The following is a 21,604-nucleotide window of genomic DNA, read 5'->3' on the forward strand; positions in this document are numbered from 1 at the left end:
ACACACGGAGAAATCGATGTTCCGCGCAACACTCAGCGCTGTCATGATCGCGCTTGGCCTAGCAGCTGTGCAGGCTGTGGCCGAAGAACCGTTCATCGTTGTCCAATCGACCACTTCGACACAGAACTCCGGTTTGCTGGATTACATCTTGCCGGGGTTTGAGGCCGAGACAGGGATAGATGTCCGCGTGGTTGCCGTCGGTACGGGTCAGGCGATCCGAAATGCGATCAACGGAGACGCGGACGTTCTTCTTGTTCATGCCAAACCGGCCGAAGAACAGTTTGTCGCCGATGGCTGGGGCGTTGAACGTCTGGACGTGATGTATAACGACTTTGTCCTTGTCGGTCCGAAGTCCGACCCGGCAAAGGTCAATGGCGGCGATGATATTGTGGCCGCCCTGACAGCCATTGCGCAGGCCGAGGTTCCGTTTGCCTCGCGCGGGGATGACAGTGGAACCCATAAGGCAGAGATGAGCCATTGGGCCGCGACTGGCGTCGATCCGACCGGAGCATCCGGCACCTGGTATCGCGAGACGGGATCGGGAATGGGCGCCACGCTCAACGTCGCCAGTGGAATGGGGGCTTATACGCTGACCGACCGGGCGACGTGGCAATCTTTCGGAAACAAAGGCGCTTTGGATGTCATGATCGAAGGCGATCCACGCTTGTTCAACCAATATGGTGTGATCCTTGTGAACCCTGAAAAGCACGCCGGTGTCCGGGCGGCTGCCGGGCAGCGGTTTATCGATTGGTTGACCGGGCCTGACGGCCAGGATGCAATCGCGTCCTACAGCCTTGACGGAGAACAGTTGTTTTTCCCGAACGCGCAGTGACCGGGGCCTGTTCCCCCGCACGCTGCCTGAAAGCTTTGGCAGCTACAAAGTTTATCAGCCACTTGCGCCGTTGTGATGGATTTGGCCCAACCCGTTGATGTCGTACCCGCCAAGTTCTGTTGCACGGGTCAAAAAGCGGTCGTTTTGCAGAAAGCTCAGGAGCTTTTGCATGGGCGCGTCAAAATACGCGCGTCGCCAGATGGCCAGATCCAACCTTTCGATGTGGGTGGGGACAAAGGTTAAGCCATGAAACCGGGCGAGGGCGCCCAGACCAAAACCGGCCTCGGCCTTGCCGTCGCGCAAAGCAGTGGCAAGTTCCTCTTCGGTGCGGGCACAGTCGGGAAGGGGGTCAAGATCGGCGCGGCTCAGCCCATTTGCCGTAAGCTGGGCGTCGAACAGGTGCTGGCTGGCGGCGCTGTCCTGCCGCAGGATAACTCTGCGACCCTTGAGGTCCTGAAAACCTGAAATGCCATCAGTTCCGGGCGCCAGCAGCAGCCCTCGCTGACGTTGAGCGACTTCGAACAAAACTACTGGCGCCTCGCCAAGGGCATCGCGCAAGGATTGTGTGTTGAACCCATCGCTTTCGTGGATGTGAAGTGCCGCAGCCTGGGCATTGCGGTCATTCAATCGGTTGAGCCCATCAAACGAACCGTCATAGTAAGTCGCCAGCCCCGACCCGCTTTCGCGCAATGCCCAGTCCAACAAGGGGTCATGGCTGCCTGCAACAATTGGCGGCAACGGCGGCTCGGCGACCTGTGGCCCGGATCGGGACGCGTTCAGCCAGGCAACGATCTCGGCCTTGGGGAAAAGCAGTTTGCCCATCGCCCGAACGCACGGGATTTCACCCGAGGAAGCGAGGTCATAGGCTTTCCGCTCGCCGATGCGCAGCAGATCGGCCAGTTCACGGGTGGTCAGATACTGGGACATTCAGTCGAGACGCACAGCCGAACCTGTGCCCGCATCCGCCGCGCTGAAGCCAATTTGGTTCAGCACATAGGGGGCTGCGACGGTTATCACTGCCATCGCTGCGACGGCGGCAAGAAAGGCTTTCATAGTCTCCTCCGGCTCAGTCCTCGGGCGCTGTGGCGCGCCGCAGAAAGGCAATCAGATCGATCCGGTCCTGAGGGGCCGTGATCCGCTGCATCGGCATCTTTGACCCCGGAATGTAGTGATCCGGTCCTTCATCGAACAGGGCGTTTATCGTGTCTTCATCCCAAATGATATCAGAGTCTTGCAGGATGTCCGAGTACAAATATCCCGCCACGGAACCCGCCGGTCGCCCAAAAACTCCATGCAAAGTAGGACCCGCCCGCCTTTGTCCGTCGGGGGTCAGGCTATGGCAAATCGAGCACTTGCGGGCGAATTGCCGTTCGCCGTTCTCCATCTCTTCGGGCTGCTTCAGGAATTCCGGGTGGTCCGAGGCCATCTGTGTATGGTCCCCGAGCGAAGCAACAGGCCAACTGTACATTGCTTCATCGATACCTCCGGCGTGAATATTCTGACCATCGGTTGAAAACGCCAGTGCCCAGACCGGCCCTCGCAGCGTTGCCCTAAAATCCTGTGCAATGCGCCAGTCTGCCGTGTCAATCACCATGATGTACCCTTGGCCATCTCCTACGGCCAGCATCCGACGATCCGGGCTGAGCGCCAATGCGAGGATCGGACGACGTCCAAGGGTAAAGTCTCGTTCCTCTCCGGTCGTCAGATCGCGAATTCGGGTGACGCCATCAACAGCCCCGTAAGCGATCCAATTGTCATGCGGGTTCAGAATAAGTTCGTTGATGCCGAATCCGTGCTCGACCAACTTTTCGCGCTCGTGCCCGGTGCTCACGTCCCAAACGCGCAGGGTCCCGTCCATGCCAGCCGAATACAGTTGCGACCCATCTGGCGAGAAGACGACCGCATTCACACCGCTGCCGGTTGGGCCGAGTGACTTGGAATCGGAGCCGTCGATGGACCAAACTCCGATGGTTCCGTCCCAACTTGCCGTTGCGACATGGGTCTTGGACGCGGCGATTTCGACAATTTTGCCCGCGTGCTGTCCAACGACCTGTCCGCCGGGCCAGCGCCTCAAGGTAAAGTCATCACCAGCCGAGTAGACTGCTGTTCCGTTGAAAACGACCGTGTTGACGGCTGCCTCGTGGCCTTCCAGCCATTCGGGTTTGCGTTCGGACCAAATACCGACCGAATTGTCGAAACTGGCCGTCGCAATTCGCCCATCTGACGAGGTGGCGATCCCCATGATCGGGCCGCCATGCCCCTTCAGGGTATAGAATTCGGCCGATGCAGGCAGAGGCAGCAACGCCAGAACACACAGCAGAGTGCGCATTTACTCTGCGGGCGAAGCCGCACTCTTGCCGGCCTCGTTTTCCTGCACCTCTTCCAGCCAGAGCGCGTGATGCTCGCGCGCCCATTGCTCCTCGACTTCGCCGGAGCCCATAGCGTCGAACGCACCTTCCATTCCAACCGAGCCGAGGTAGATGTGGGCTATGATGATGGCAATGAAAACATAGGCAATCATCACGTGCCAGACTTGCGCGTATTGCATCTCTTCCTGCGGCGACATTTGCACCGGCAGGTTCAGGCCCAGCATCTGGGGAAGGCCAGTCGCGTTGGCGATCGAGAAGGTCTTGGCAAACAACGGCATCTCGAACGGGAACAGCAGTGACAGGCCGGAAAGGCTGATCGAGACACCCAGAAGGATGCACAGCCAGAAGATGATTTTTTGCCCGGCATTGAATTTCTTGGCGGGTGGATGGCTGCCTTTGGTGAACAGGCCTCCTCCGGCTGCAAGCCATCGAAGGTCAGTGCGGTTCGGTATGTTATGGGCGACCCAGTTCACCGTGATGATGATCAGACCCAGCATAAAGGCCCAGGCAAGGTTGTTATGCAGCCATTTGCACGCTTGTGCGATGGTGGCGAAGCCTTCCTTGCCGAAGATCGGGATCAGGAAATCGCGCCCATAGAGGGTCAGCAACCCGGTAAGGCCAAGGATCAGGAAAGAGCCAGCGAACAACCAATGTCCGAACCGCTCAAAACCGGAAAATCTGGTAACTGTGCGTCCCGTCTTGTTGCCGTCGATCCGGATTTTCCCCCGGATCAGGAAGAACAGAAGCAAGACAACCAGCATTCCGCCCAGAATGTATGTACCATATTCACGCAACGGACCCGTGCGGAAATTCAACCACCACATTCCACCGTCCTGAATCAAAACACTGGCCGCAGGCCCTTTGGACGAGACGGTAACATCAGCGGAACCGTAGCGCAGAGCGCGGTACACATCGCTGTCCGAGGCGACACCGCGCGTTCCAAGCTGGCCCAGCAGACCCTCTGCATTGCCTTGCCCGGTGTTTTCGGATCGATAGCTGTTGTCCACTTTCTCGCCGCGCTGTCGGGCCAGAATATCTTCCAAAGTCGTCGCGCCGCCTGTCGCGGCGCGTTCGTCTGGGGGCGGCGCTGGGGTTACTGACTGGGCCAGAACGGCTTGAGTCATCCCTAGCGAGAACAGAAAAGCGATGAAAAGGCGGAACATCTGAACCTCGGTCAAAATCCCTGATCAGGCGACCCACGATTGCGGGTCGCCTGTTTGGTTCAAGAAAACGGTCTTAGCCGTCCTTCTGGTCGTAGGCCGTGCCCCAACCCCAGGCGCCCGAGCCAAACCCGCGCGCAACGACGCGTTCGCGGTAGATGGCTGACACCACGTCGCCGTCACCGGCGAGCAGGGCCTTGGTGGAACACATCTCGGCGCAGATGGGCAGTTTGCCCTCGGCGATCCGGTTGCGACCGTATTTTGCGAACTCTGCAGTCGAGTGGTTTTCCTCGGGGCCGCCGGCGCAGAAGGTACATTTGTCCATCTTGCCGCGCGATCCGAAGTTGCCCGCCTGCGGGTATTGCGGCGCGCCAAAGGGGCACGCATAGAAGCAATAGCCGCAACCGATGCACAGGTCCTTGGAGTGCAGGACGACCCCTTCTTCGTTCTGATAGAAGCAGTCGACCGGGCACACCGCCATGCAGGGCGCATCCGAACAATGCATGCAGGCCACCGAGATCGAGCGTTCGCCCGGGTTGCCGTCATTGATCGTCACCACCCTGCGGCGGTTGATGCCCCATGGGACCTCGTGCTCGTTCTTGCACGCGGTGACGCAGGCGTTGCACTCGATGCAGCGTTCAGCGTCGCAGAGAAACTTTGCTCTAGCCATTAATCGTCCTCCTTACGCTGCCGAGATCTTGCAGAGAGTCGCTTTGGTCTCCTGCATCTGGGTCACTGAGTCATAGCCATAGGTCTGGGCGGTGTTGGAACTTTCACCCAGTACGTAGGGATCAGCGCCTGCGGGGTATTTGTGCCGCAGGTCTTCACCCTGGAAATGGCCACCGAAGTGGAACGGCATGAAGGCCACGCCGGCACCGACCCTGTTGGTCAGCATCGCCATCACCTTGACCTTGCCACCTTCGGGACCTTCGACCCAGACCTGTTGCCCGTCACGAATACCAAGGTTGTTGGCATCACGCGGGTTGATCTCGACGAACATGTCCTGCTGCAGCTCGGCCAGCCACGGGTTTGATCGGGTTTCCTCACCGCCGCCTTCATATTCGACCAGACGACCTGACGTCAGGATTATCGGGTAATCCTTTGAAAAGTCATTCTTCTGGATCGACGCATAAAGGGTGGGCAGGCGATAGGCCTGACGGTCCTCGTAGGTGGGATAATCCGCCACCAGATCGCGCCGATTGGTATAGAGCGGCTCGCGATGCAGTGGGATCGGATCCGGGAAGGTCCAGACGACCGCGCGGGCTTTGGCGTTCCCGAAGGGCGCACAGCCATGCTCGATCGCGACCCGCTGGATGCCGCCCGAAAGGTCGGTTTTCCAGTTGGTCTCTGGTCCCGCAACGGCGTCAATGGCCGCGCGTTCCTCGGCCGTCAGGTCACCGTCCCAGCCAAGGTCCATCAGCATCTGCATCGTGAATTCGGGATATCCATCCTGAATTTCCGACCCAACGCTATAGACCCCTTCGGCCAGCAGGTTGTCGCCATCGCGTTCCACGCCGAAACGGGCGCGGAAGGTCAGGCCGCCTTCGGCCACCGGTTTGGACATGTCATAGAGGTTCGGTGTCCCCGTATGACCCATTTCCGGTGTTCCCCAGCAGGGCCAGGGCAGGCCGTAGTACTCGCCGTCGTTCGGGCCGCCGATGGCCTGCAGCGTGGTTCTGTCGAACGTGTGCTGGTTGGCCATGTGGCTTTTCAGACGTTCCGGCGACTGACCGGTATAGCCGATGGTCCAGAGACCCCGGTTGAACTCACGCGTGATGCTTTCAACATTCGGGGTTTCCGGGTCGTCCATCTCGATATTGCGGAAGAACCGATCTGCCCATCCGAACTTGTTGGCGAACTTGGCCATGATGACCTCGTCCGGCAGGCTTTCGAACAGCGGTTCCACCACCTTGTCACGCCATTGTAGCGAGCGGTTCGACGCCGTGACCGAGCCACGGGTTTCGAACTGCGTACAGGCGGGCAACAGGTAAACGCCATCGGTGCGGTCATGCAGAACGGCCGAGACAGTGGGATACGGGTCGATCACGACCAGCATATCCAGCTTCTCCATCGCCGTTTTCATCTCCGGTCCCCGAGTTTGCGAGTTCGGAGCATGACCCCACAAGACCATGGCGCGGACGTTGTTGTCCTGATCCATGTTTGCCGGGTCTTCCAGAACACCGTCTATCCAGCGAGAGACCGGGATGCCGCGTTCGTTCATCAGCGGCTTGTCCTTGCCTTCCTTGTCCTTGATCGTGGCGAACTGACCTTTCAGCCAATCGACATCTTCACCCCAGACACGGCTCCAATGTGCCCATGCGCCGTTCGACAGGCCGTAGTAACCAGGCAGAGTGTGGGACAGAACACCAAGGTCCGTCGCGCCCTGCACGTTGTCATGGCCACGGAAGATGTTGGTGCCACCCCCCGAAGTGCCCATGTTGCCAAGCGCAAGCTGAAGCACGCAGTAGGCGCGGGTGTTGTTGTTGCCGTTGGTGTGTTGCGTACCACCCATGCACCAGATCACTGTGCCGGGACGGTTGTTGGCCATGGTGCGTGCAACACGCTTCAGCTGCGAGCCCGGGGTGCCGGTGACGCGTTCGACCTCATCCGGGTTCCACTTGGCAACTTCTTCGCGGATCTGGTCCATGCCCCAGACACGGGTGCGGATGAACTCTTTGTCCTCCCAACCGTTGTCGAAGATGTGCCACAGGATGCCCCAGATCAGGGCAACGTCTGTGCCGGGGCGGAAGCGGACATATTCATCCGCATGCGCCGCGGTGCGCGTAAAGCGCGGGTCGCAGACGATCAGCGGAGCATTGTTCTGCTCTTTCGCGCGCAGAACATGCAGCAGCGAGACGGGGTGCGCCTCGGCCGGGTTGCCGCCGATGATGAAGATGGCCCGAGAGTTATGGATGTCATTATACGAATTGGTCATGGCGCCGTAGCCCCATGTATTCGCAACACCCGCAACAGTGGTCGAGTGGCAGATACGGGCCTGATGGTCCACGTTGTTCGTGCCCCAATAGGCGGCGAACTTGCGGAACAGATAGGCCTGTTCGTTGTTATGTTTGGCCGAGCCCAGCCAGTACACGCTGTCCGGCCCGGATTCCTCGCGGATGCTCATCATGCCATCGCCGATCTCGTTGATCGCTTCTTCCCAGCTGATGCGTTTCCACTCTCCACCTTCCTTTTTCATCGGATACTTGAGGCGGCGCTCACCGTGGGCGTGCTCGCGGACCGAGGCCCCCTTGGCGCAGTGTGCACCCAGATTGAACGGGCTGTCCCAACCGGGTTCCTGCCCGATCCAGACGCCGTTCTGCACCTCGGCGACGACAGTACAGCCGACCGAACAGTGGGTGCATACGGATTTGATATTCTCAACGGCGGTGTTCGCCGCTGTCTGGGCGCTGGCTGGCGCTACGGTTCCACCCGTGGCGCTGATCGCGGCAAGGCCGCCGATCGTCAGGCCCGAGCCACGCAGGAATGCGCGGCGATCGACGGTTTTCTCGCCGATTTGGGACAGGATACTTGTCCGCTGGGGGCGTCTCGCAACCCCGTTGGTCTTTTTCCTAAGCATTTCCTTCCTCCCTTGCTCGCCATGTAAGCCATGGCTGGCTTGGTACTGCTGGTGCCGACATCAGGGCCAATCGCAACCGTCCGTCGGTTAGTGACATCGTCCGGGTCAGAACCGGGCGCTGTCGAGGTAGGCGCGCGTGTGCGCGGTGTCCTGAATGCGGGTTTCATCCGTCGGCGATTCGGCCGCTTCGGCTTTCCCGGTCAGGCTGGCTGCGGCGACGGCAGCGGGAGCTGCGGTTCCGGCCAGTTTCAGGAAGTCACGGCGCGTGGCACCTTCTTCCTTGGTCTTGCTCATGGGTTCCTCCTTTCCCATTTGCGAAGTAGCGTCAGTTCAGACGCTGGCGAATGGCAGCGGATTACACTGCCGTCATCCGGAACGCTTCCCTCTCGATCTCCATGAAAATGCGTCCGGCGGTACCGACGGATGCATAAAGGACCGAGTTTTCGGCAGCTTCCAAATCCGAATAGAAATGTGCGGCCCACGGGCCGATGTGCTTGTTCCAGAACGTTTTTTGCTCTTCCAGTGAGGCAGGGGCGCCAAAGCGGCCGATAATCGTCCCCGCCATCATCTCCATCAAGGATGCGATGTTGTCCTCGGGTTCATAGACATTCTTTGCCCGAGTGATCCCACGCGCGGCCATATCATTGCGCAGCTGGGCCAGAGGTTTCTCGTTCAGGAAACCGGTCAGGTAGAAACTGGCATAGGGCAGCAACTCACCTCGTCCCAGCCCGATGAAAAGCGCGTTAAATTCCCGCTCTGCCGCCGCTGGCTTGGTCACCTTGGCCACGCGGGACATGGCCTGAATGGCCTGACCCAGATCGGTGTCGTCGCCGGTCAGACCGGATACCTGATCCAGCAGCATCTGATCAGGCGGGGTCGCCAGAAGCAGCCCGAGAAAGTTGTAAAAATCCGCGCGCAGGCGATCCTCGGCCGAGACATCCAGATTTGGCGCGTTATCTGCGTTCATACGTTATCCTTCGAATTCAAATTTCATGCGGCGCGGGGCAGGGGGCAGTTCGGCCTCGTCCGGCTCCTCCGCTTCGGCAACCAAAACAGGTTCGGGTGCTGGGTCTTCATCCAGTTCCGGTTCCAGTTCGGCATCCGGCGCTTCGGGTTCGTCTTCCGGCGTTACTTCCTCCGCTTCGGCTGCCAAGGCTTCGACATGGGTCAACATCCCTTTACCGACCTGATAGGCAGTCTGGAGGTTCTCGATAACACAGGCGGCGTCCGTATAGTCCTCGCCGTAGTCGACCAGGCCGTCCACATTTGCCAGAACCGGATTCAACCGCCATAGACGACGCAAGGCGCGACGACGCAAACGGTCGGGAACGGCCTTTGCCATGAAGCCCGAGACATCGTCGCCCACTTGCAGTTGGTCGGGGTCCGGCAGGTTCAGCTCAGCCAGAATCTCAGTATCACTCTTTTCTTCCAATTCGGCCTGTTGGGCGGACAGCGCTTGCGTTTCGACGGCCTCGCGTTCAGCCTGGGCTTCGGCCTGAACGGCAGCCTTGCGGCGGGACCAGAAATCGCGGGCTTCGGTCATTGCACGACCCTCCGCGGCGCGCGATAGACGTCCGTTGCCTGCCGGATGCGAGCGTCCCCGCGGCCGTCTTCGACCAGATCAACGCGCTGCTTGTCACGGCGACGTTTGACGAAAACCTCATCCCGGTGATGCTGCAGGGTGAAATCTCGCACCCAGGCAATGAGCCCGTCACTCATGGGGATCTTCTCGACGATCTCTTCACCGGTATCGGCGTAATCCTGACCTTCGAATGGAGAAGCCGTGATCAGAACGGCGTTCAGCGGAGTATCTCCGTCCAACTCATCCCGCAGGACCAGATAGATTGAGGGCTGCCCATCTGAAAGGTTTACCATGTAGGCTTCGGTCTCATCTGCCCAAAGGGTAAGGGGCAGGGTGGCCGCATGGTATTCCACGGCCTCACCCTCGCGGCGCAATTCCTGCCAGTCTGCAGGCCCTGCACCGGGTAACGCAGCTACGGCACGCCAGTTCCACTTTGCCCAGCGAGTGACCCCGGGCGTTTTGCGTACGATGACGCCAATCGGCATTTCGATCTGACTTGCGGCCTTGGCCACGCTTCCTCCCCGAAAAGGCTCTCCCCTGCCTTTTCTGTGATGTACTATGGTACACAATACGGTCACGTGCCAAGACCTCACAGGCAGGGATAGGTCGCGTTCACTAATTATTTATTCGTTTTTGTCTCCTGTTCTGATGAGCGAGGCCAGGCGTGATGAAAAATAGTGCATAAAGTCGGGTTTCTTCGCCACCTTCGCATTGCCACTAACCGGATAAGGTCTAATCTGCATTGGATGGGGTAATTGCGCGGGGAGAACGATGGCGGTGAAGATTTTGCTATGCGATTGTGCGGGGACGCAATCTTTGAACCCCGATTCGATTTCCTCGGCCTGCGGGACTACCTGCACCAGGGTGCACACGGCCCTATGCACGCGTGAGTTGGAGGTGGCGGCGAACCTGTTGCAGCAAGGTGAACCCACGGTGATCGCCTGCGGACAAGAAACGCAGGTTTTCAGCGAGCTGGCGGAGGAGCTGGATGTTGATCTGCCGGGTTTTGTCGATTTACGCGATCGGGCGGGATGGTCCGAACAAGGCGGCGAAGCTACGCCAAAAATGGCGGCCCTCGCCGCGGAAGCTCTGCTGCCTCGGCCCGAAACCCCCAGTGTCGATGTGATTAGCGAAGGCACATGTTGCATCATCGGACCGGGCGACGTTGCATTCGAAATGGCCGATCTCCTTTCCGATAGCCTGGCTGTCACAGTTCTGGTCACAGATGCGGCCGAACCGATGAGCCGCGCATATGATGTCGTGCGTGGCCGGCTGCGCGACTTAACGGGCGCGCTGGGCGGCTTCGTCCTGCGTCTGGATCAGGTTCAGCAGTTAGAGCCCGGCGGGCGCGGTGCTTTTGGGTGGAGCGCACCCCGGGACGGCGCCACGTCACGCTGCGATATTATTGTCGACCTGACGGGTGACACGCCTCTGGTCTCTGCGCCGGAGAAGCGCGAAGGCTATCTTCGCGCGGATCCTCGCGACGCGGTTGCTGTGACGAAAACGGCCCTTGAAGCCGTCCAACTCGTCGGCACGTTCGAAAAACCGCTTTACGTGCGGTTGGACGAATCCCTCTGCGCCCATTCGCGGGCCGAGCAGGTGGCGTGTTCCAATTGCCTGAACGTCTGCCCGACCGGAGCGATAACGCCCGCGGGCGAGCATGTTGCGATTGATCCCATGATCTGTGCGGGCTGCGGGGAATGCGCCGCCCTGTGTCCCTCGACGGCAATCACATACGAAGACCCGCCGGTCTCGTCCGTCTTGTCGCGGATGCATATCCTGGCCCGCACCTACCGCCGCGCGGGTGGGGCGGCACCGAGATTGTTGGTTCATGACGGCCATGGGGCCGAGATGATCCGGATGGCGGCGCGGTTTGGCCGGGGTTTGCCGGCCGATGTCATTCCGCTGGAACTGAATGGTGTGTCGGGGTTCGGGCATGCGGAAATGCTGGCCGGTTTGGCGCATGGATTTGCACGCGTGGATGTTCTGCTGTCTCCTCAAACCGAACGCGATGCGCTGAACCGGGAATTGCCGCTGGCGCAGGCCATTGCCGGGGAAGCGGCACTGAGCCTGATTGACGTCGACGACCCCGATGCGATGTCAGACATTCTTTACGCGCAGGACGTGCCGTCACCTTTGACGGAACCTGTCTTGCCGCTGGGCAACCGGCGACAAATCGCACGGCTGTCAGCCCAGGCATTGAATCCGGGGGCTGAAGCACCGTTGCCCTTGCCCGAAGGGTCTCCTTACGGCGCAATCGCCGTGAACACGGACACCTGCACCCTGTGCCTGAGCTGCGTGTCCCTTTGCCCATCGGGTGCGTTGATTGACAACCCGGACAAGCCGCAGCTTAATTTTCAACAAGATGCCTGCTTGCAGTGCGGCCTCTGTCGCACAATCTGTCCGGAACAGGCCATAACACTGGTGCCACAGTTTGACCTGAGTGACGCAGCACTATCGCAACGGGTGCTGAATGAGGAAGAACCTTTTGCATGCATTGAATGTGGCGCCTTGTTCGGAGTGAAATCGACCGTCGAACGGGTCATGGAGAAACTCTCGGGCACGCATCCGATGTTTGCCACGTCGGAACAGGCAAGGATGATCCAAATGTGCGACAACTGCCGTGTGAACGCGCAGTTCCATAGTCAGGACAATCCGTTTACATCGAAACCAAGGCCGCCCGTTGTGACGACCGAAGATTACTTTTCAAAGCGCAAGGATCACTGAAACTGCAAAGGTGCACCCAGATCGGCAGCGCTGAGGGCGGCGACGAAGGCGAGGATCGCTTCCAGGTCGTCCATCGTCATCTCGACCGGATGGATAGGTGAGGGCCGGTCTATGGCAAACGGTGGGGTGACGTCCTTGATCTGGGTGAAGGCAGGGTGCGGGTTCAGGGCAAAGAAGGCCTGAAACCGGTCGGACCAGTCCGGCATCGCGCGCAAGACGGCAAAGGACGGAGTCGATCCCAGCCCGTTCATCCGGTTTTGCGGTCCGATCACGTGGCATCTGCCGCAATGGGTCATCGACAGTTTTTCGCCTAAGGTCACATCGCCGTCGACGGTTTCCTTTTCCACGACCGCAGCGATCCCAAAACTGGCGGTGAAAGGCGCGCCCTGCGGCGGAGTGAAACTTTCGACCGTGCGCTTTCCGATATCGGACAACAGCCAATCGCGAAACCGGATCTGGCGCGCATTGTCTTCGGTCTGCAAGTGGTAGACAACGCCGTCTCGGGCAAAAACAGGATCCCCGGGCGGTGCGGGAGACAACGACATTTCTCCGTTTTCTTCTGCGACAACGCGTATCCCGGTCTTGAGAGAGAAGCGCGGAAGGATATGTTGCAAAAGACCGGAGCTTGATACTTCGTCAGGGGCTGCAAGCCCAAGCGCCTCCTGCGACAAGGAAGGGCTGGCAGAGAGCGTCAGGCTCAGGCACAAGAGGACAAAGCGCATGGCCCAGCCTAACGGGCACCGGTCAAATGCGTCAAATGAACTGAATCAGACGGAGACACATGCAATGAGCGGCGACGGATTTTTGTCGATACGCAATGCCCCCACCGGGCCGATCAAGGGGAAGGGCGCATGAGCATCCGTGACGCAGTTCTGGCGAACCTGAAAAAGATCACCGACCCGGTTTCCGGTCAGGACATTGTAAGCGCCGGCATCGTACGCGCGTTGAACGTGGATGGCGACACGGTGCGGTTTGTGCTGGAGATCGATCCCAAACAAGCCGAAAAGATGGAACCGGTTCGTGCCACTGCCGAAAAGGCGGCGCAGATGGTGGATGGGGTGACCAAGGTCTCGGCCATGATGACGGCGCATTCGGACAAAGCACCGCCGGATTTGAAGCCGAAGCCAAAGCCGTCGCAAACCGGGCCACAGGCCGTTCCCGGTGTGGACCGGATCATCGCTGTTGCTTCGGGCAAGGGCGGTGTGGGCAAATCCACTGTATCGGCAAACCTTGCCTGTGCTCTGGCTGCCGAAGGGCGGCGTGTGGGACTGCTGGATGCGGATGTCTACGGTCCGTCGCAGCCTCGGATGCTGGGCGTCTCGGGACGTCCGGCCAGCCCGGATGGCAAAACGATTCTGCCGTTGCGTAATCACGGTGTCACGATGATGTCGATGGGTCTGATGACCAACGAAGGACAGGCGGTCGTATGGCGTGGCCCGATGCTGATGGGCGCGCTTCAGCAGATGATGAACCAGGTTCAGTGGGGCGCACTGGATGTGCTGATTGTGGACCTGCCGCCCGGCACCGGCGACGTGCAACTGACGCTGAGCCAGAAGTTCAAGGTGGACGGTGCCATCGTCGTCTCGACCCCTCAGGACGTGGCGCTGATCGACGCCCGCAAGGGGATTGACATGTTCAACCAGCTCAAGACACCCATCGTCGGGATGATCGAGAACATGTCCACCCACATCTGCTCGAACTGCGGGCATGAGGAACACGTCTTTGGTCACGGCGGCGTTGCATCCGAGGCTGAAGCGCTGGGCGTTCCATTGTTGGGTGAAATTCCGCTGCATCTGGACATCAGGGTAGCGGCAGATGGTGGCGCGCCGATTGTGGTCAGCAAGCCCGACACGCCGCAGGCCGAGGCCTTCCGAAAGATCGCCCGCGATATGATCTCCAAAGATTACGCATGAGCGAACCGGTCTTTCCCCCTTTGCTGACGGGCCATCCGGTGCAGGGTGGGGAGGACCCATTCGACCGGGCGCAGGCCATGGCAGCGCTGGGCTGCGACTCTGGCGCCGTTGTTTATTCCATTCAGGCCGATCGCCTGAGGGTCGCCATCGTGTTTGCGCCCGAGGTTCCACTGGCCGACGCCATGGCGATGCTGCCACTGTGTGCCGTGGGATTTCAGAACGCACTTGGCGCACTCGCGCCGCCTGAGGTTGCTGTGCATCTGGGCTGGGATGGGCTGATATGCGTTAACGGTGCGCGGTGCGGCCGGTTTCGCGCTGTTGCATCCAACAATGCGCCAGACGCGATGCCGGACTGGCTGGTGATCGGTTGGGAACTTGCCTTGTTGCAGACCAGCGACGCGCCGGGCGAGGCACCGGACGTCACAGCCCTTTACGACGAAGGATGCGCCGACGTATCTGCCCCGCAACTGGTCGAAAGCTGGTCGCGCCATATGCTGACCTGGCTCAACCGCTGGCAGGAGGACGGCAACGCGCCTCTGCACGCCGAATGGATGGGTCTGCTGCGCGGCGTTGGCGAGCCGATCAATGGGCAAGGCGTGTTCCTTGGCACCGATGAGCGGTTTGGTATGTTGATCCGCGACGGTGCAGAAACACATCTGCGCCCGTTGACGGAATTGCTGGAGGACACGGGATGAAACTCGCACGTGCCATTCATTTCGATGAAAGCGATATGAACGTCTTCCACTCGCCGGCCCGCACCGGTGAGTGGTGCATCTCGGGTGGGTTCGAGTTCTCGAATTGGGGCGAGGGCGATCTTGAAGGCAAGGCGCGGCAGGCTTTCGCAAACGGATGGCTGGGGTTGGAGACCTTTGGACGTGCGACTTTCGTGGCCGTGACCCAAATAGAACCGGCTGAGCAAGAACAGATCACCCGGTATCTGGCCGAGCACTTCGTGCAGTTTTACGGCGCACCATCGGTCGAGGCTGCGATTGATGTGGCTCAGGCAGAATTGGCCCATATGTCGGAATTGTGCGAAGACCACGCGCCGAACACATTGTTGACGGTGTCGCGCGAATTGACCGGGGCGGGGGTACACGAGGCGTTCCGTGTGATCGCTCCGCAGGATGCCCAACTGGATGCGCTGGCCGTGCATGGGTCTTTGGACGAATAGCCCTTAGAACAGATCTGCGAATCCGCCGAACTGACCGCGCTTGAAGATAAGCCCCTGGCCTTTTCGGTACATGACCTTGTCGACGTGACCGACCAGAATCAGGTGATCCCCGGCCTCGTGGCAGTTGTGAAGGCTGCAGTCGAAACGGGCCAGGCAACCTGCCAGCTGCGGGCGCCCGGCATCATCCAGCTGCCAATCCGCGTGCGAGAAATCCAATCCGTCGCGGGCAAATTTCAACGCCTGATCCTGCTGGTTCTGCGCCATGACATGGATTGAATACGTCTGGCAGGTGCTGAAGGTATTGAACCGGTGCGAGTCGCGGGCCAGGCACCAAAGCACCAGCGGCGGGTCCAGAGAAACAGACGAGAATGAGTTGACAGTGATCGCGTGTGGACCGTTTTCCGTATGCGCCGTAACCACCGTGACACCGGTGCCAAAGCACCCCAGGGCCTCGCGGAAGGCCATGCTTTGATCTGGGCTGGGCGTAAAGGTCTTTTCGGTCATCGCACGCTCGTTCACTGGGCCTGTCTCAGGTGCCACGCCATGCCGGGATTGTCCACGAAAAGCTCGGTAGAGGTTACATCTTTTTGGTTAGTTCAGGTCTTCCAGCAATCGCCCGTGTTTGCGGGTTTGCGCGATGACATCGCCAAAAGTGACCATGCCCCGGGCCGTCAGCATCGGGAGCATGCAAACCAGCACCTCGGCGGTCGCCACCGCATCACCCATTGCAGTATGTCGCAGGTTCTCCGGAATAGTGATGTCGAAACGTTCGCAGACGGCATCCAGAGTGTGCGTTTCGCTGGCCCCAAACAACACGGCGGATAACAGGACGGTGTCCAGTATCGGGTGGGTCCATTCGACCTCCATCCGGGCCGCGTGCCGGTGCAGAAAGGCCATGTCAAACGGCGCGTTGTGGGCAACGATAACCGCGTCACGCGCAAACTGGTGAAAGCTGCGTCCGGCTTCGACTATGTCAGGCGCACCCTGAACCATGGCATCGTTGATCCTGTGCACTTTCGTTGACGCTGGTGGAATGGGGATACCCGGATCGACCAGAGTGTTGATCTGTTCGCCGTCGACAATCTTACCTTTCACGACCCGAACCGCGCCGATTTGTACGATCTCGTCCTTGTGCGGCAGCAGCCCGGTGGTTTCGGTATCAAAGACGACAAAGGTCAGATCTGATACCGTCCGATGCTCGAAGGCGGCGTCGGCTGCGGTGTCGAGCAGGTCGAAGTTGTACACGAGTGGACGCGCTTCTTCGGGCCGCATTTGCGCGGCGCTTTCGTCGAATATCAGCATATAGCCCGGTGCGTTGCCCAATGGCTTCATGCGGGCCGAATAAGTCTGACGCCCGTCGACACTTGTCAACGCGCACTCGACCTCCATCCCGGTCTTGATCATTTCCTTGTACGAGTCGGTCAGGCCCGTGCTTTCGAGATAATCAAACAGAGAGGCATTCAGCCGGGGATGCGCGATCTGCGCCAGAACGTCGGCCGCCTGCGCATCATAAAGGACAATCTGGTGCTTTGGCCCGGCCAACAACATGGCGACCGGGATTTCGGTCAGCAGGGCTGTCAGGCGCTGCTTTTCGGCGGCCAGATGCGCGGTTTCTGCTGCCACTGCCTGGGCAGTGTTCATCGCGTTTTCGGCCAGTTGATCCGCAAGCCCCGCTGCGGCGGGAGCTAGATCGCCAAGATAGCGCGCTGCCTGCAGGTCCAGTTCCGTGCTGACGCCCGCATGTGCACGGGCGCGCAGTTGAGAAGACAGGCGTTCGACTGGCTTCGCGACATTATCATCAAACAACAGCCAGACCCCGACAACCAATCCCAGGAAACCAAAGGCAATCAGGATTTCGGCAAAGATGTAGGCATCGACCAGATCCGGGTCTTCGACCCGTGTGTAGCTGAACCACAGTGCGGCCGAGCTGACCACAAGCCCGCCAACAGCTAACAGGCAGAAGAACAGAAAGATCCGCAGGCGAAAGCTGAGGTGGTTCATCCGTGTCACACCCCGCAGGTCGCCTCGACAACCGGGTCGCCGGCGCCGGCGGAAATCCAGTCGGCATTCAATAAACGGCCGTCATCGGCAAACTCGGCACCGTCTGCCAGATTGGCCCGGCTGTTTTCCGCACAGTTCACGGCGACGGGAACTTTTGAGACCGGAGCCCAGCGGCCAAAGAAATAGAGGTCGACCAGGCGCTGTTCCGGCACGTTATCGTTGGTGCGCACCGATACCGTGTCGATGGCGGCAAACCGGTCGACGAAAGGCACGGCATAGGTCCAGGGTCGATAGAACGCGCGACTTTCGACCTCTTGCACGATGGTCAATTCTTCAGGCAGTTGATCACGGGTGCGGTCGTACCATGAATATTCGCTGGAGATGGTCATGGCGATCATACCGACACCTGCTGCAACAGGCGCGGCCCACTTGGGGAACCGGCCCCCGGTCAGCTTGTTTACCAACATGACGATGCCGGCAAAGGCAAAGCCAGCAAAGACCGTGCCGATCAATTCCAGAAACATGTCGTCTCTCCGTTCTTCAACCGCGTTTTAGCCCAGCATTCCCTTGCCGTGACCAACTGCGGATTGCATCGTTTTTACTACGACGAAGGCATCGCGCAGATGACTTCGCTCAAAGTCCGATAATTCGGATGGTGGCAGGTAATTGTCCGGCTTATCGCCGGATTTGACCAACCGGACCTGATGTTCCAGCCGGGTTTCTGCGATCAGATCGTAGGCGTCCAGCAGATCATGAGCACCAGAATGGCTCAGAACACCCGCCGCTTCGGCAGCCTTCAGACGTGCACGGGTGTTTGCCTCGGTCAGTTGGCCCTGCAGGCTGTAGACGCGCGCCAGATCGACAACCGGCACCACACCGTTGTGCTTCAGGTCCAGCGTGTTGCGGTGCTCGCCCGAGCGGATGGTGGCGAAGCCGCGCAGCAGTCCCAGCGGCGGCGTGTGCTTCAGCGAGTTCGAGATCATATGTGCCACAAAGATCGAGTTCGCGTTGGCAGCGGCCAGCGTGTCAGCCTGCAGGTTGGTGAACAGATCAAACGAACCGCCAATGGGACGAAGGTCGAACATGACCGAGGCCAGCATTTGCGCCTCGGGGTTGGGTTTCGCGATCCAACCCTGGAAATAATCGCGCCAGACCTGCACCGGCTGACACCATCGCGGGTTCGTCGCCATCATGTCGCCGGGGCAATAGAAATACCCGCAGGTATCCAGCCCGTCCGAGACAAACTTTGCGAGGCTCGCGAAATAGCCCATGTCAGCTTCAGACACGCTGTCATCCAGCATCAGGCAATTGTCCTGATCCGATACGCCGGTCTGTTCCTGCCGCCCTTGCGAGCCACAGGCCAGCCAGAGATAGGGCACCGGGGGCGAACCCAGCTTTTCCTCGGCCAGTGCCAACAGACGTCGCGTGGCGGTGTCGGCAATGTCGGTGATCAGGCGCGTCACAATCTCGTGCCGATTGCCGCTGGCAACCAGTTGTACCAACAATTGCGGGATTTCCGCCGTCACCTGAGCCATGTCCTCGGCCGAGTTTGCTTTGGCAATCCGACGCACCAGCTCTGCCGAATTGACAGCCTGGTAATGTGTCAGGTCAGTTTGGGTTACCACGCCGACCAGTTTACCACCCTCGGAAATAGGAATATGGCCAATACCGCGTTCCATCATGACGTGCAGGACATCCGACCCGATATCCGTGGGGGACAGCGTCGTTGGATTTGCCGTCATGATGTCTGAAATCGGGGTATCGCTGGGCATTCCGTTTGCAACGAATTTTCCCGAAATGTCTCGCAGCGTGGCAATACCCAACAGCGCGTCGCCGTCGGTAACACAAAGCGACGATATGTGACGGTCTCGCATCATCTGAGCCGCTTCTCTAATAGGCGTATTCGGCGGGCAGGTGGCAGGGTTATGCGCCATCAGCACGTCAATGGCCGTGGTAGCCAGACTTTGCGGTCCGCTGCGTTCGCCGCGTGTGCGATTGAAGAACTTCGACACTACGTCATGCCCGTCAATCAGGTTCTTCACCAAATCAGGCGGCAGCACAATCAGAACCGCCGGCGTGTGAGCGCGCGCGTGTGTCGCGGCTTTGCCATCCTTGAGCAGCCCCCGCTCACCAAAGGAATTGCGCAACCCGAGATGAGACACGACAGCGCCGTTTTCATCGCTGATTTCCACCTGTCCTTCATAGATGACAAACACGCCGGGCAGGGCATTGCCCATCTCGTAGACAGATGAATTTTCGTCAACTTCCCAGACGTCGATCTGTTTGGCCAGATCGTCCAGCACCTCATGGGGCAGGGCATCATAGGGATGCACGGATTTCAGAAACCGGGTGATTTCGTCATGGGACAGGGGCATCAGGTGTCTCCGGGTCTCTGGTTGAAAAATCCCGCCCGGTGGGATGCCGGGCGGGAACAGTAGATCGAAAAACGCGGCATATGGAAGTTAACCATATGCCGCATCATGCTCATTTATTCTGAGCTGCGCCCGCGCCACGGGGAATGCGTACGCTTTCGACCAATTCCACGATCTCCTGCGGAGTCTCTTTGGTCATACCGGCAACAACATATGCGACTGCAAAGTTGATCATTGCACCGATTGCGCCGAACGAGGTCGACTTGATCGGACCCAGCAGCGGGTCAGCATCGGTGAACGAGTTGGTGCCCGGAATGAACAGCCAACCTTTGTGCAGGAAGATGTAGACCAGCGTCACGGTCAGACCAGCCAGCATACCAGCAACCGCGCCGGTGTTGTTGATGCGGGTCGAGAAGATCCCCATCATCAGCGCCGGGAAGATCGAGGCCGCCGCCAGACCAAAGGCCAGAGCAACCGTCTGCGCCGCAAAGCCCGGTGGGTTCAGACCCAGATAGGTTGCGACCACGATGGCTACGGCCATGGCGATACGCGCGGCCAGCAGCTCTCCCTTTTCAGAGATCGACGGATTGATCGCGCCTTTCACAAGGTCGTGGGACACAGCCGACGAGATCGCCAGCAACAGACCCGCCGCCGTGGACAGGGCAGCCGCAAGGCCACCGGCAGCCACCAGACCGATCACCCAACCCGGCAGGTTGGCGATTTCAGGGTTGGCCAGAACCAGGATGTCACGGTTGAACTTGGTCAGCTCGTTTCCGACCCAACCTTTCTCTTCCGCGATTGCCTGCATGGCTTCGGACTTGTCGTTGTAGTACTGAATCTTGCCGTCGCCGTTCTTGTCTTCCCAGTCCAGCAGACCGGTTTTCTGCCACGTCTGCATCCAGTCGTAGCGCGGATCATTGTCGATCTCCTCGAGCGAGACAGCGCCACCGTCGATGCCACCGTTGGGCCACATCATGTCGGTGATGTTCAGACGGGCCATTGCGCCAACCGCAGGGGCGGTCAGGTACAGCAGCGCGATGAACACCAGCGTCCAGCCAGCCGACCAACGAGCGTCAGACACTTTCGGCACGGTGAAGAAGCGCATGATCACGTGCGGCAGACCGGCGGTACCGATCATCAGCGACAGCGTGAACAGCACCATGTTCAGCGTGTTCGAATGGTGCGCTGTGTAGTCAGCAAAGCCCAGCTCGGTCACGATTGCGTCCAGCTTGGTCAGCAGCGGCTCACCACTGGCCGTGTCGCTGAACAGACCCAACGCCGGAACCGGGGTGCCAGTTAGCTGCAGCGAGATGAAGATCGCCGGAATGGTGTAGGCGGTGATCAGCACGCAGTACTGAGCGACCTGTGTATAGGTCACGCCTTTCATCCCGCCGAACACCGCGTAGGCAAACACGACACAAGCACCGATCAGCAGACCGGACGTGTTCGACACCTCAAGGAAGCGGCCAAAGGCCACGCCCACGCCGGTCATCTGACCGATCACGTAGGTGACCGACGCAACAATCAGACAGACAACCGCAACGACACGTGCGGTCTGGCTGTAGAAACGGTCGCCGATGAATTCCGAGACGGTGTACTTGCCGAACTTACGCAGGTAGGGCGCAAGCAGCAGGGCCAGCAGCACGTAGCCACCGGTCCAACCCATCAGGAAGGTCGAGTTGTCGTAGCCGGTAAAGGCAATCAGGCCCGCCATCGAGATGAACGAGGCCGCAGACATCCAGTCCGCCGCTGTCGCCATACCGTTGGTGACCGGGTGAACGCCGCGACCGGCGGCGTAGAATTCAGATGTGGACCCCGCACGGGCCCAGATCGCGATGCCGATGTACAGCGCAAAAGACGCGCCGACAAACAGCAGGTTGATGGTAAACTGGTCCATGCT

General features: G+C 59.6%; 21 protein-coding genes. 5 read left to right on the plus strand and 16 right to left on the minus strand.

The genetic code is table 11. From position 1 onward, the window contains the following. The first annotated feature begins 16 nt into the window (after positions 1-16). Positions 17-832, plus strand: a complete 816-nt coding sequence (locus AC2TEL_RS01455) for an ABC transporter substrate-binding protein (RefSeq protein WP_480901520.1) — start codon at positions 17-19, stop codon at positions 830-832. 54 nt (positions 833-886) lie between these two features. Here the strand turns inward: AC2TEL_RS01455 and AC2TEL_RS01460 are convergent, their stop codons facing one another. From AC2TEL_RS01460 to AC2TEL_RS01505, 10 genes are all read right to left on the minus strand, one after another. After that, positions 887-1,759: a substrate-binding domain-containing protein gene (locus AC2TEL_RS01460; protein ID WP_480839145.1), complete on the minus strand. Its 873-nt coding sequence runs from the start codon at positions 1,757-1,759 to the stop codon at positions 887-889. Next, positions 1,760-1,885 (minus strand): hypothetical protein, encoded by a 126-nt coding sequence (locus AC2TEL_RS01465; RefSeq protein WP_480839146.1) that lies wholly within the window; start codon positions 1,883-1,885, stop codon positions 1,760-1,762. A 13-nt stretch (positions 1,886-1,898) separates the two neighbouring features. Next, positions 1,899-3,161, minus strand: a complete 1,263-nt coding sequence (locus tag AC2TEL_RS01470) for a c-type cytochrome (protein ID WP_480901521.1) — start codon at positions 3,159-3,161, stop codon at positions 1,899-1,901. After that, entirely contained in the window at positions 3,162-4,364 is a 1,203-nt protein-coding gene (locus tag AC2TEL_RS01475) for a formate dehydrogenase subunit gamma (RefSeq protein WP_480901523.1), read from the minus strand. Between the two features lie 73 nt (positions 4,365-4,437). Next, complete coding sequence (gene fdh3B, locus AC2TEL_RS01480; protein WP_170742543.1) at positions 4,438-5,031, minus strand: formate dehydrogenase FDH3 subunit beta; 594 nt, start codon at positions 5,029-5,031, stop codon at positions 4,438-4,440. Positions 5,032-5,043: 12 nt separating this feature from the next. Next, positions 5,044-7,938, minus strand: a complete 2,895-nt coding sequence (locus AC2TEL_RS01485) for a formate dehydrogenase subunit alpha (RefSeq protein ID WP_480901524.1) — start codon at positions 7,936-7,938, stop codon at positions 5,044-5,046. Between the two features lie 105 nt (positions 7,939-8,043). Further along, a complete protein-coding gene (locus AC2TEL_RS01490) occupies positions 8,044-8,232 on the minus strand; it encodes a ubiquinol-cytochrome c reductase iron-sulfur subunit N-terminal domain-containing protein (RefSeq protein ID WP_480839155.1) in 189 nt (62 codons plus the stop codon). A gap of 61 nt (positions 8,233-8,293) precedes the next feature. Next, positions 8,294-8,905, minus strand: a complete 612-nt coding sequence (locus AC2TEL_RS01495) for a TorD/DmsD family molecular chaperone (protein ID WP_480839157.1) — start codon at positions 8,903-8,905, stop codon at positions 8,294-8,296. A gap of 3 nt (positions 8,906-8,908) precedes the next feature. Further along, positions 8,909-9,481 carry a DUF3306 domain-containing protein gene (locus AC2TEL_RS01500; protein ID WP_480861874.1) on the minus strand — a complete coding sequence of 191 codons (573 nt, stop codon included), beginning with the start codon at positions 9,479-9,481 and terminating at the stop codon, positions 8,909-8,911. After that, positions 9,478-10,032: a DUF3305 domain-containing protein gene (locus AC2TEL_RS01505; RefSeq protein WP_480861873.1), complete on the minus strand. Its 555-nt coding sequence runs from the start codon at positions 10,030-10,032 to the stop codon at positions 9,478-9,480. The genes AC2TEL_RS01500 and AC2TEL_RS01505 overlap by 4 nt, the downstream gene beginning before the upstream one ends. Positions 10,033-10,291: 259 nt before the next feature. On the opposite strand from AC2TEL_RS01505, the gene AC2TEL_RS01510 reads away from it, so the two are divergent. After that, positions 10,292-12,247: a 4Fe-4S binding protein gene (locus tag AC2TEL_RS01510; RefSeq protein ID WP_480901526.1), complete on the plus strand. Its 1,956-nt coding sequence runs from the start codon at positions 10,292-10,294 to the stop codon at positions 12,245-12,247. Here the strand turns inward: AC2TEL_RS01510 and AC2TEL_RS01515 are convergent. Further along, complete coding sequence (locus AC2TEL_RS01515; protein WP_480901527.1) at positions 12,241-12,969, minus strand: c-type cytochrome; 729 nt, start codon at positions 12,967-12,969, stop codon at positions 12,241-12,243. The two genes, AC2TEL_RS01510 and AC2TEL_RS01515, sit on opposite strands and share 7 nt — an antisense overlap. Before the next feature lie 129 nt (positions 12,970-13,098). On the opposite strand from AC2TEL_RS01515, the gene AC2TEL_RS01520 reads away from it, so the two are divergent. Genes AC2TEL_RS01520 through AC2TEL_RS01530 form a run of 3 tightly spaced genes read left to right on the plus strand, consistent with a single transcriptional unit; the run spans position 13,099 to position 15,331 of the window. Further along, the gene (locus tag AC2TEL_RS01520; protein WP_480839166.1) at positions 13,099-14,160 is read left to right on the plus strand and encodes an Mrp/NBP35 family ATP-binding protein; all 1,062 of its coding nucleotides are present in this window, start codon (positions 13,099-13,101) and stop codon (positions 14,158-14,160) included. Further along, a complete protein-coding gene (locus tag AC2TEL_RS01525) occupies positions 14,157-14,855 on the plus strand; it encodes a biotin/lipoate--protein ligase family protein (protein ID WP_480901528.1) in 699 nt (232 codons plus the stop codon). Before AC2TEL_RS01520 ends, AC2TEL_RS01525 begins: the two co-directional genes overlap by 4 nt. Further along, a complete protein-coding gene (locus tag AC2TEL_RS01530; protein ID WP_480901529.1) occupies positions 14,852-15,331 on the plus strand; it encodes a DUF6505 family protein in 480 nt (159 codons plus the stop codon). The genes AC2TEL_RS01525 and AC2TEL_RS01530 overlap by 4 nt, the downstream gene beginning before the upstream one ends. A gap of 3 nt (positions 15,332-15,334) precedes the next feature. On the opposite strand, the gene AC2TEL_RS01535 is transcribed toward AC2TEL_RS01530, so the two are convergent. From AC2TEL_RS01535 to AC2TEL_RS01555, 5 genes are all read right to left on the minus strand, one after another. After that, positions 15,335-15,835, minus strand: coding sequence for a flavin reductase family protein (locus AC2TEL_RS01535; RefSeq protein WP_480839172.1), 501 nt, complete (start codon positions 15,833-15,835; stop codon positions 15,335-15,337). Positions 15,836-15,922: 87 nt separating this feature from the next. Next, positions 15,923-17,332 (minus strand): 3'-5' exonuclease, encoded by a 1,410-nt coding sequence (locus AC2TEL_RS01540; protein ID WP_480901530.1) that lies wholly within the window; start codon positions 17,330-17,332, stop codon positions 15,923-15,925. A 5-nt stretch (positions 17,333-17,337) separates the two neighbouring features. Further along, positions 17,338-17,856, minus strand: coding sequence for a hypothetical protein (locus tag AC2TEL_RS01545; protein ID WP_480839176.1), 519 nt, complete (start codon positions 17,854-17,856; stop codon positions 17,338-17,340). 27 nt (positions 17,857-17,883) lie between these two features. Next, positions 17,884-19,707, minus strand: a complete 1,824-nt coding sequence (locus tag AC2TEL_RS01550; RefSeq protein WP_480839178.1) for a DUF294 nucleotidyltransferase-like domain-containing protein — start codon at positions 19,705-19,707, stop codon at positions 17,884-17,886. Positions 19,708-19,816: 109 nt separating this feature from the next. Then, on the minus strand, positions 19,817-21,601 hold the full coding sequence (locus AC2TEL_RS01555; protein WP_480839180.1) for a sodium:solute symporter family protein: 1,785 nt from the start codon (positions 21,599-21,601) through the stop codon (positions 19,817-19,819). Positions 21,602-21,604: the final 3 nt, after the last annotated feature.

It is taken from the genome of Ruegeria sp. HKCCD9138, assembly GCF_057220975.1.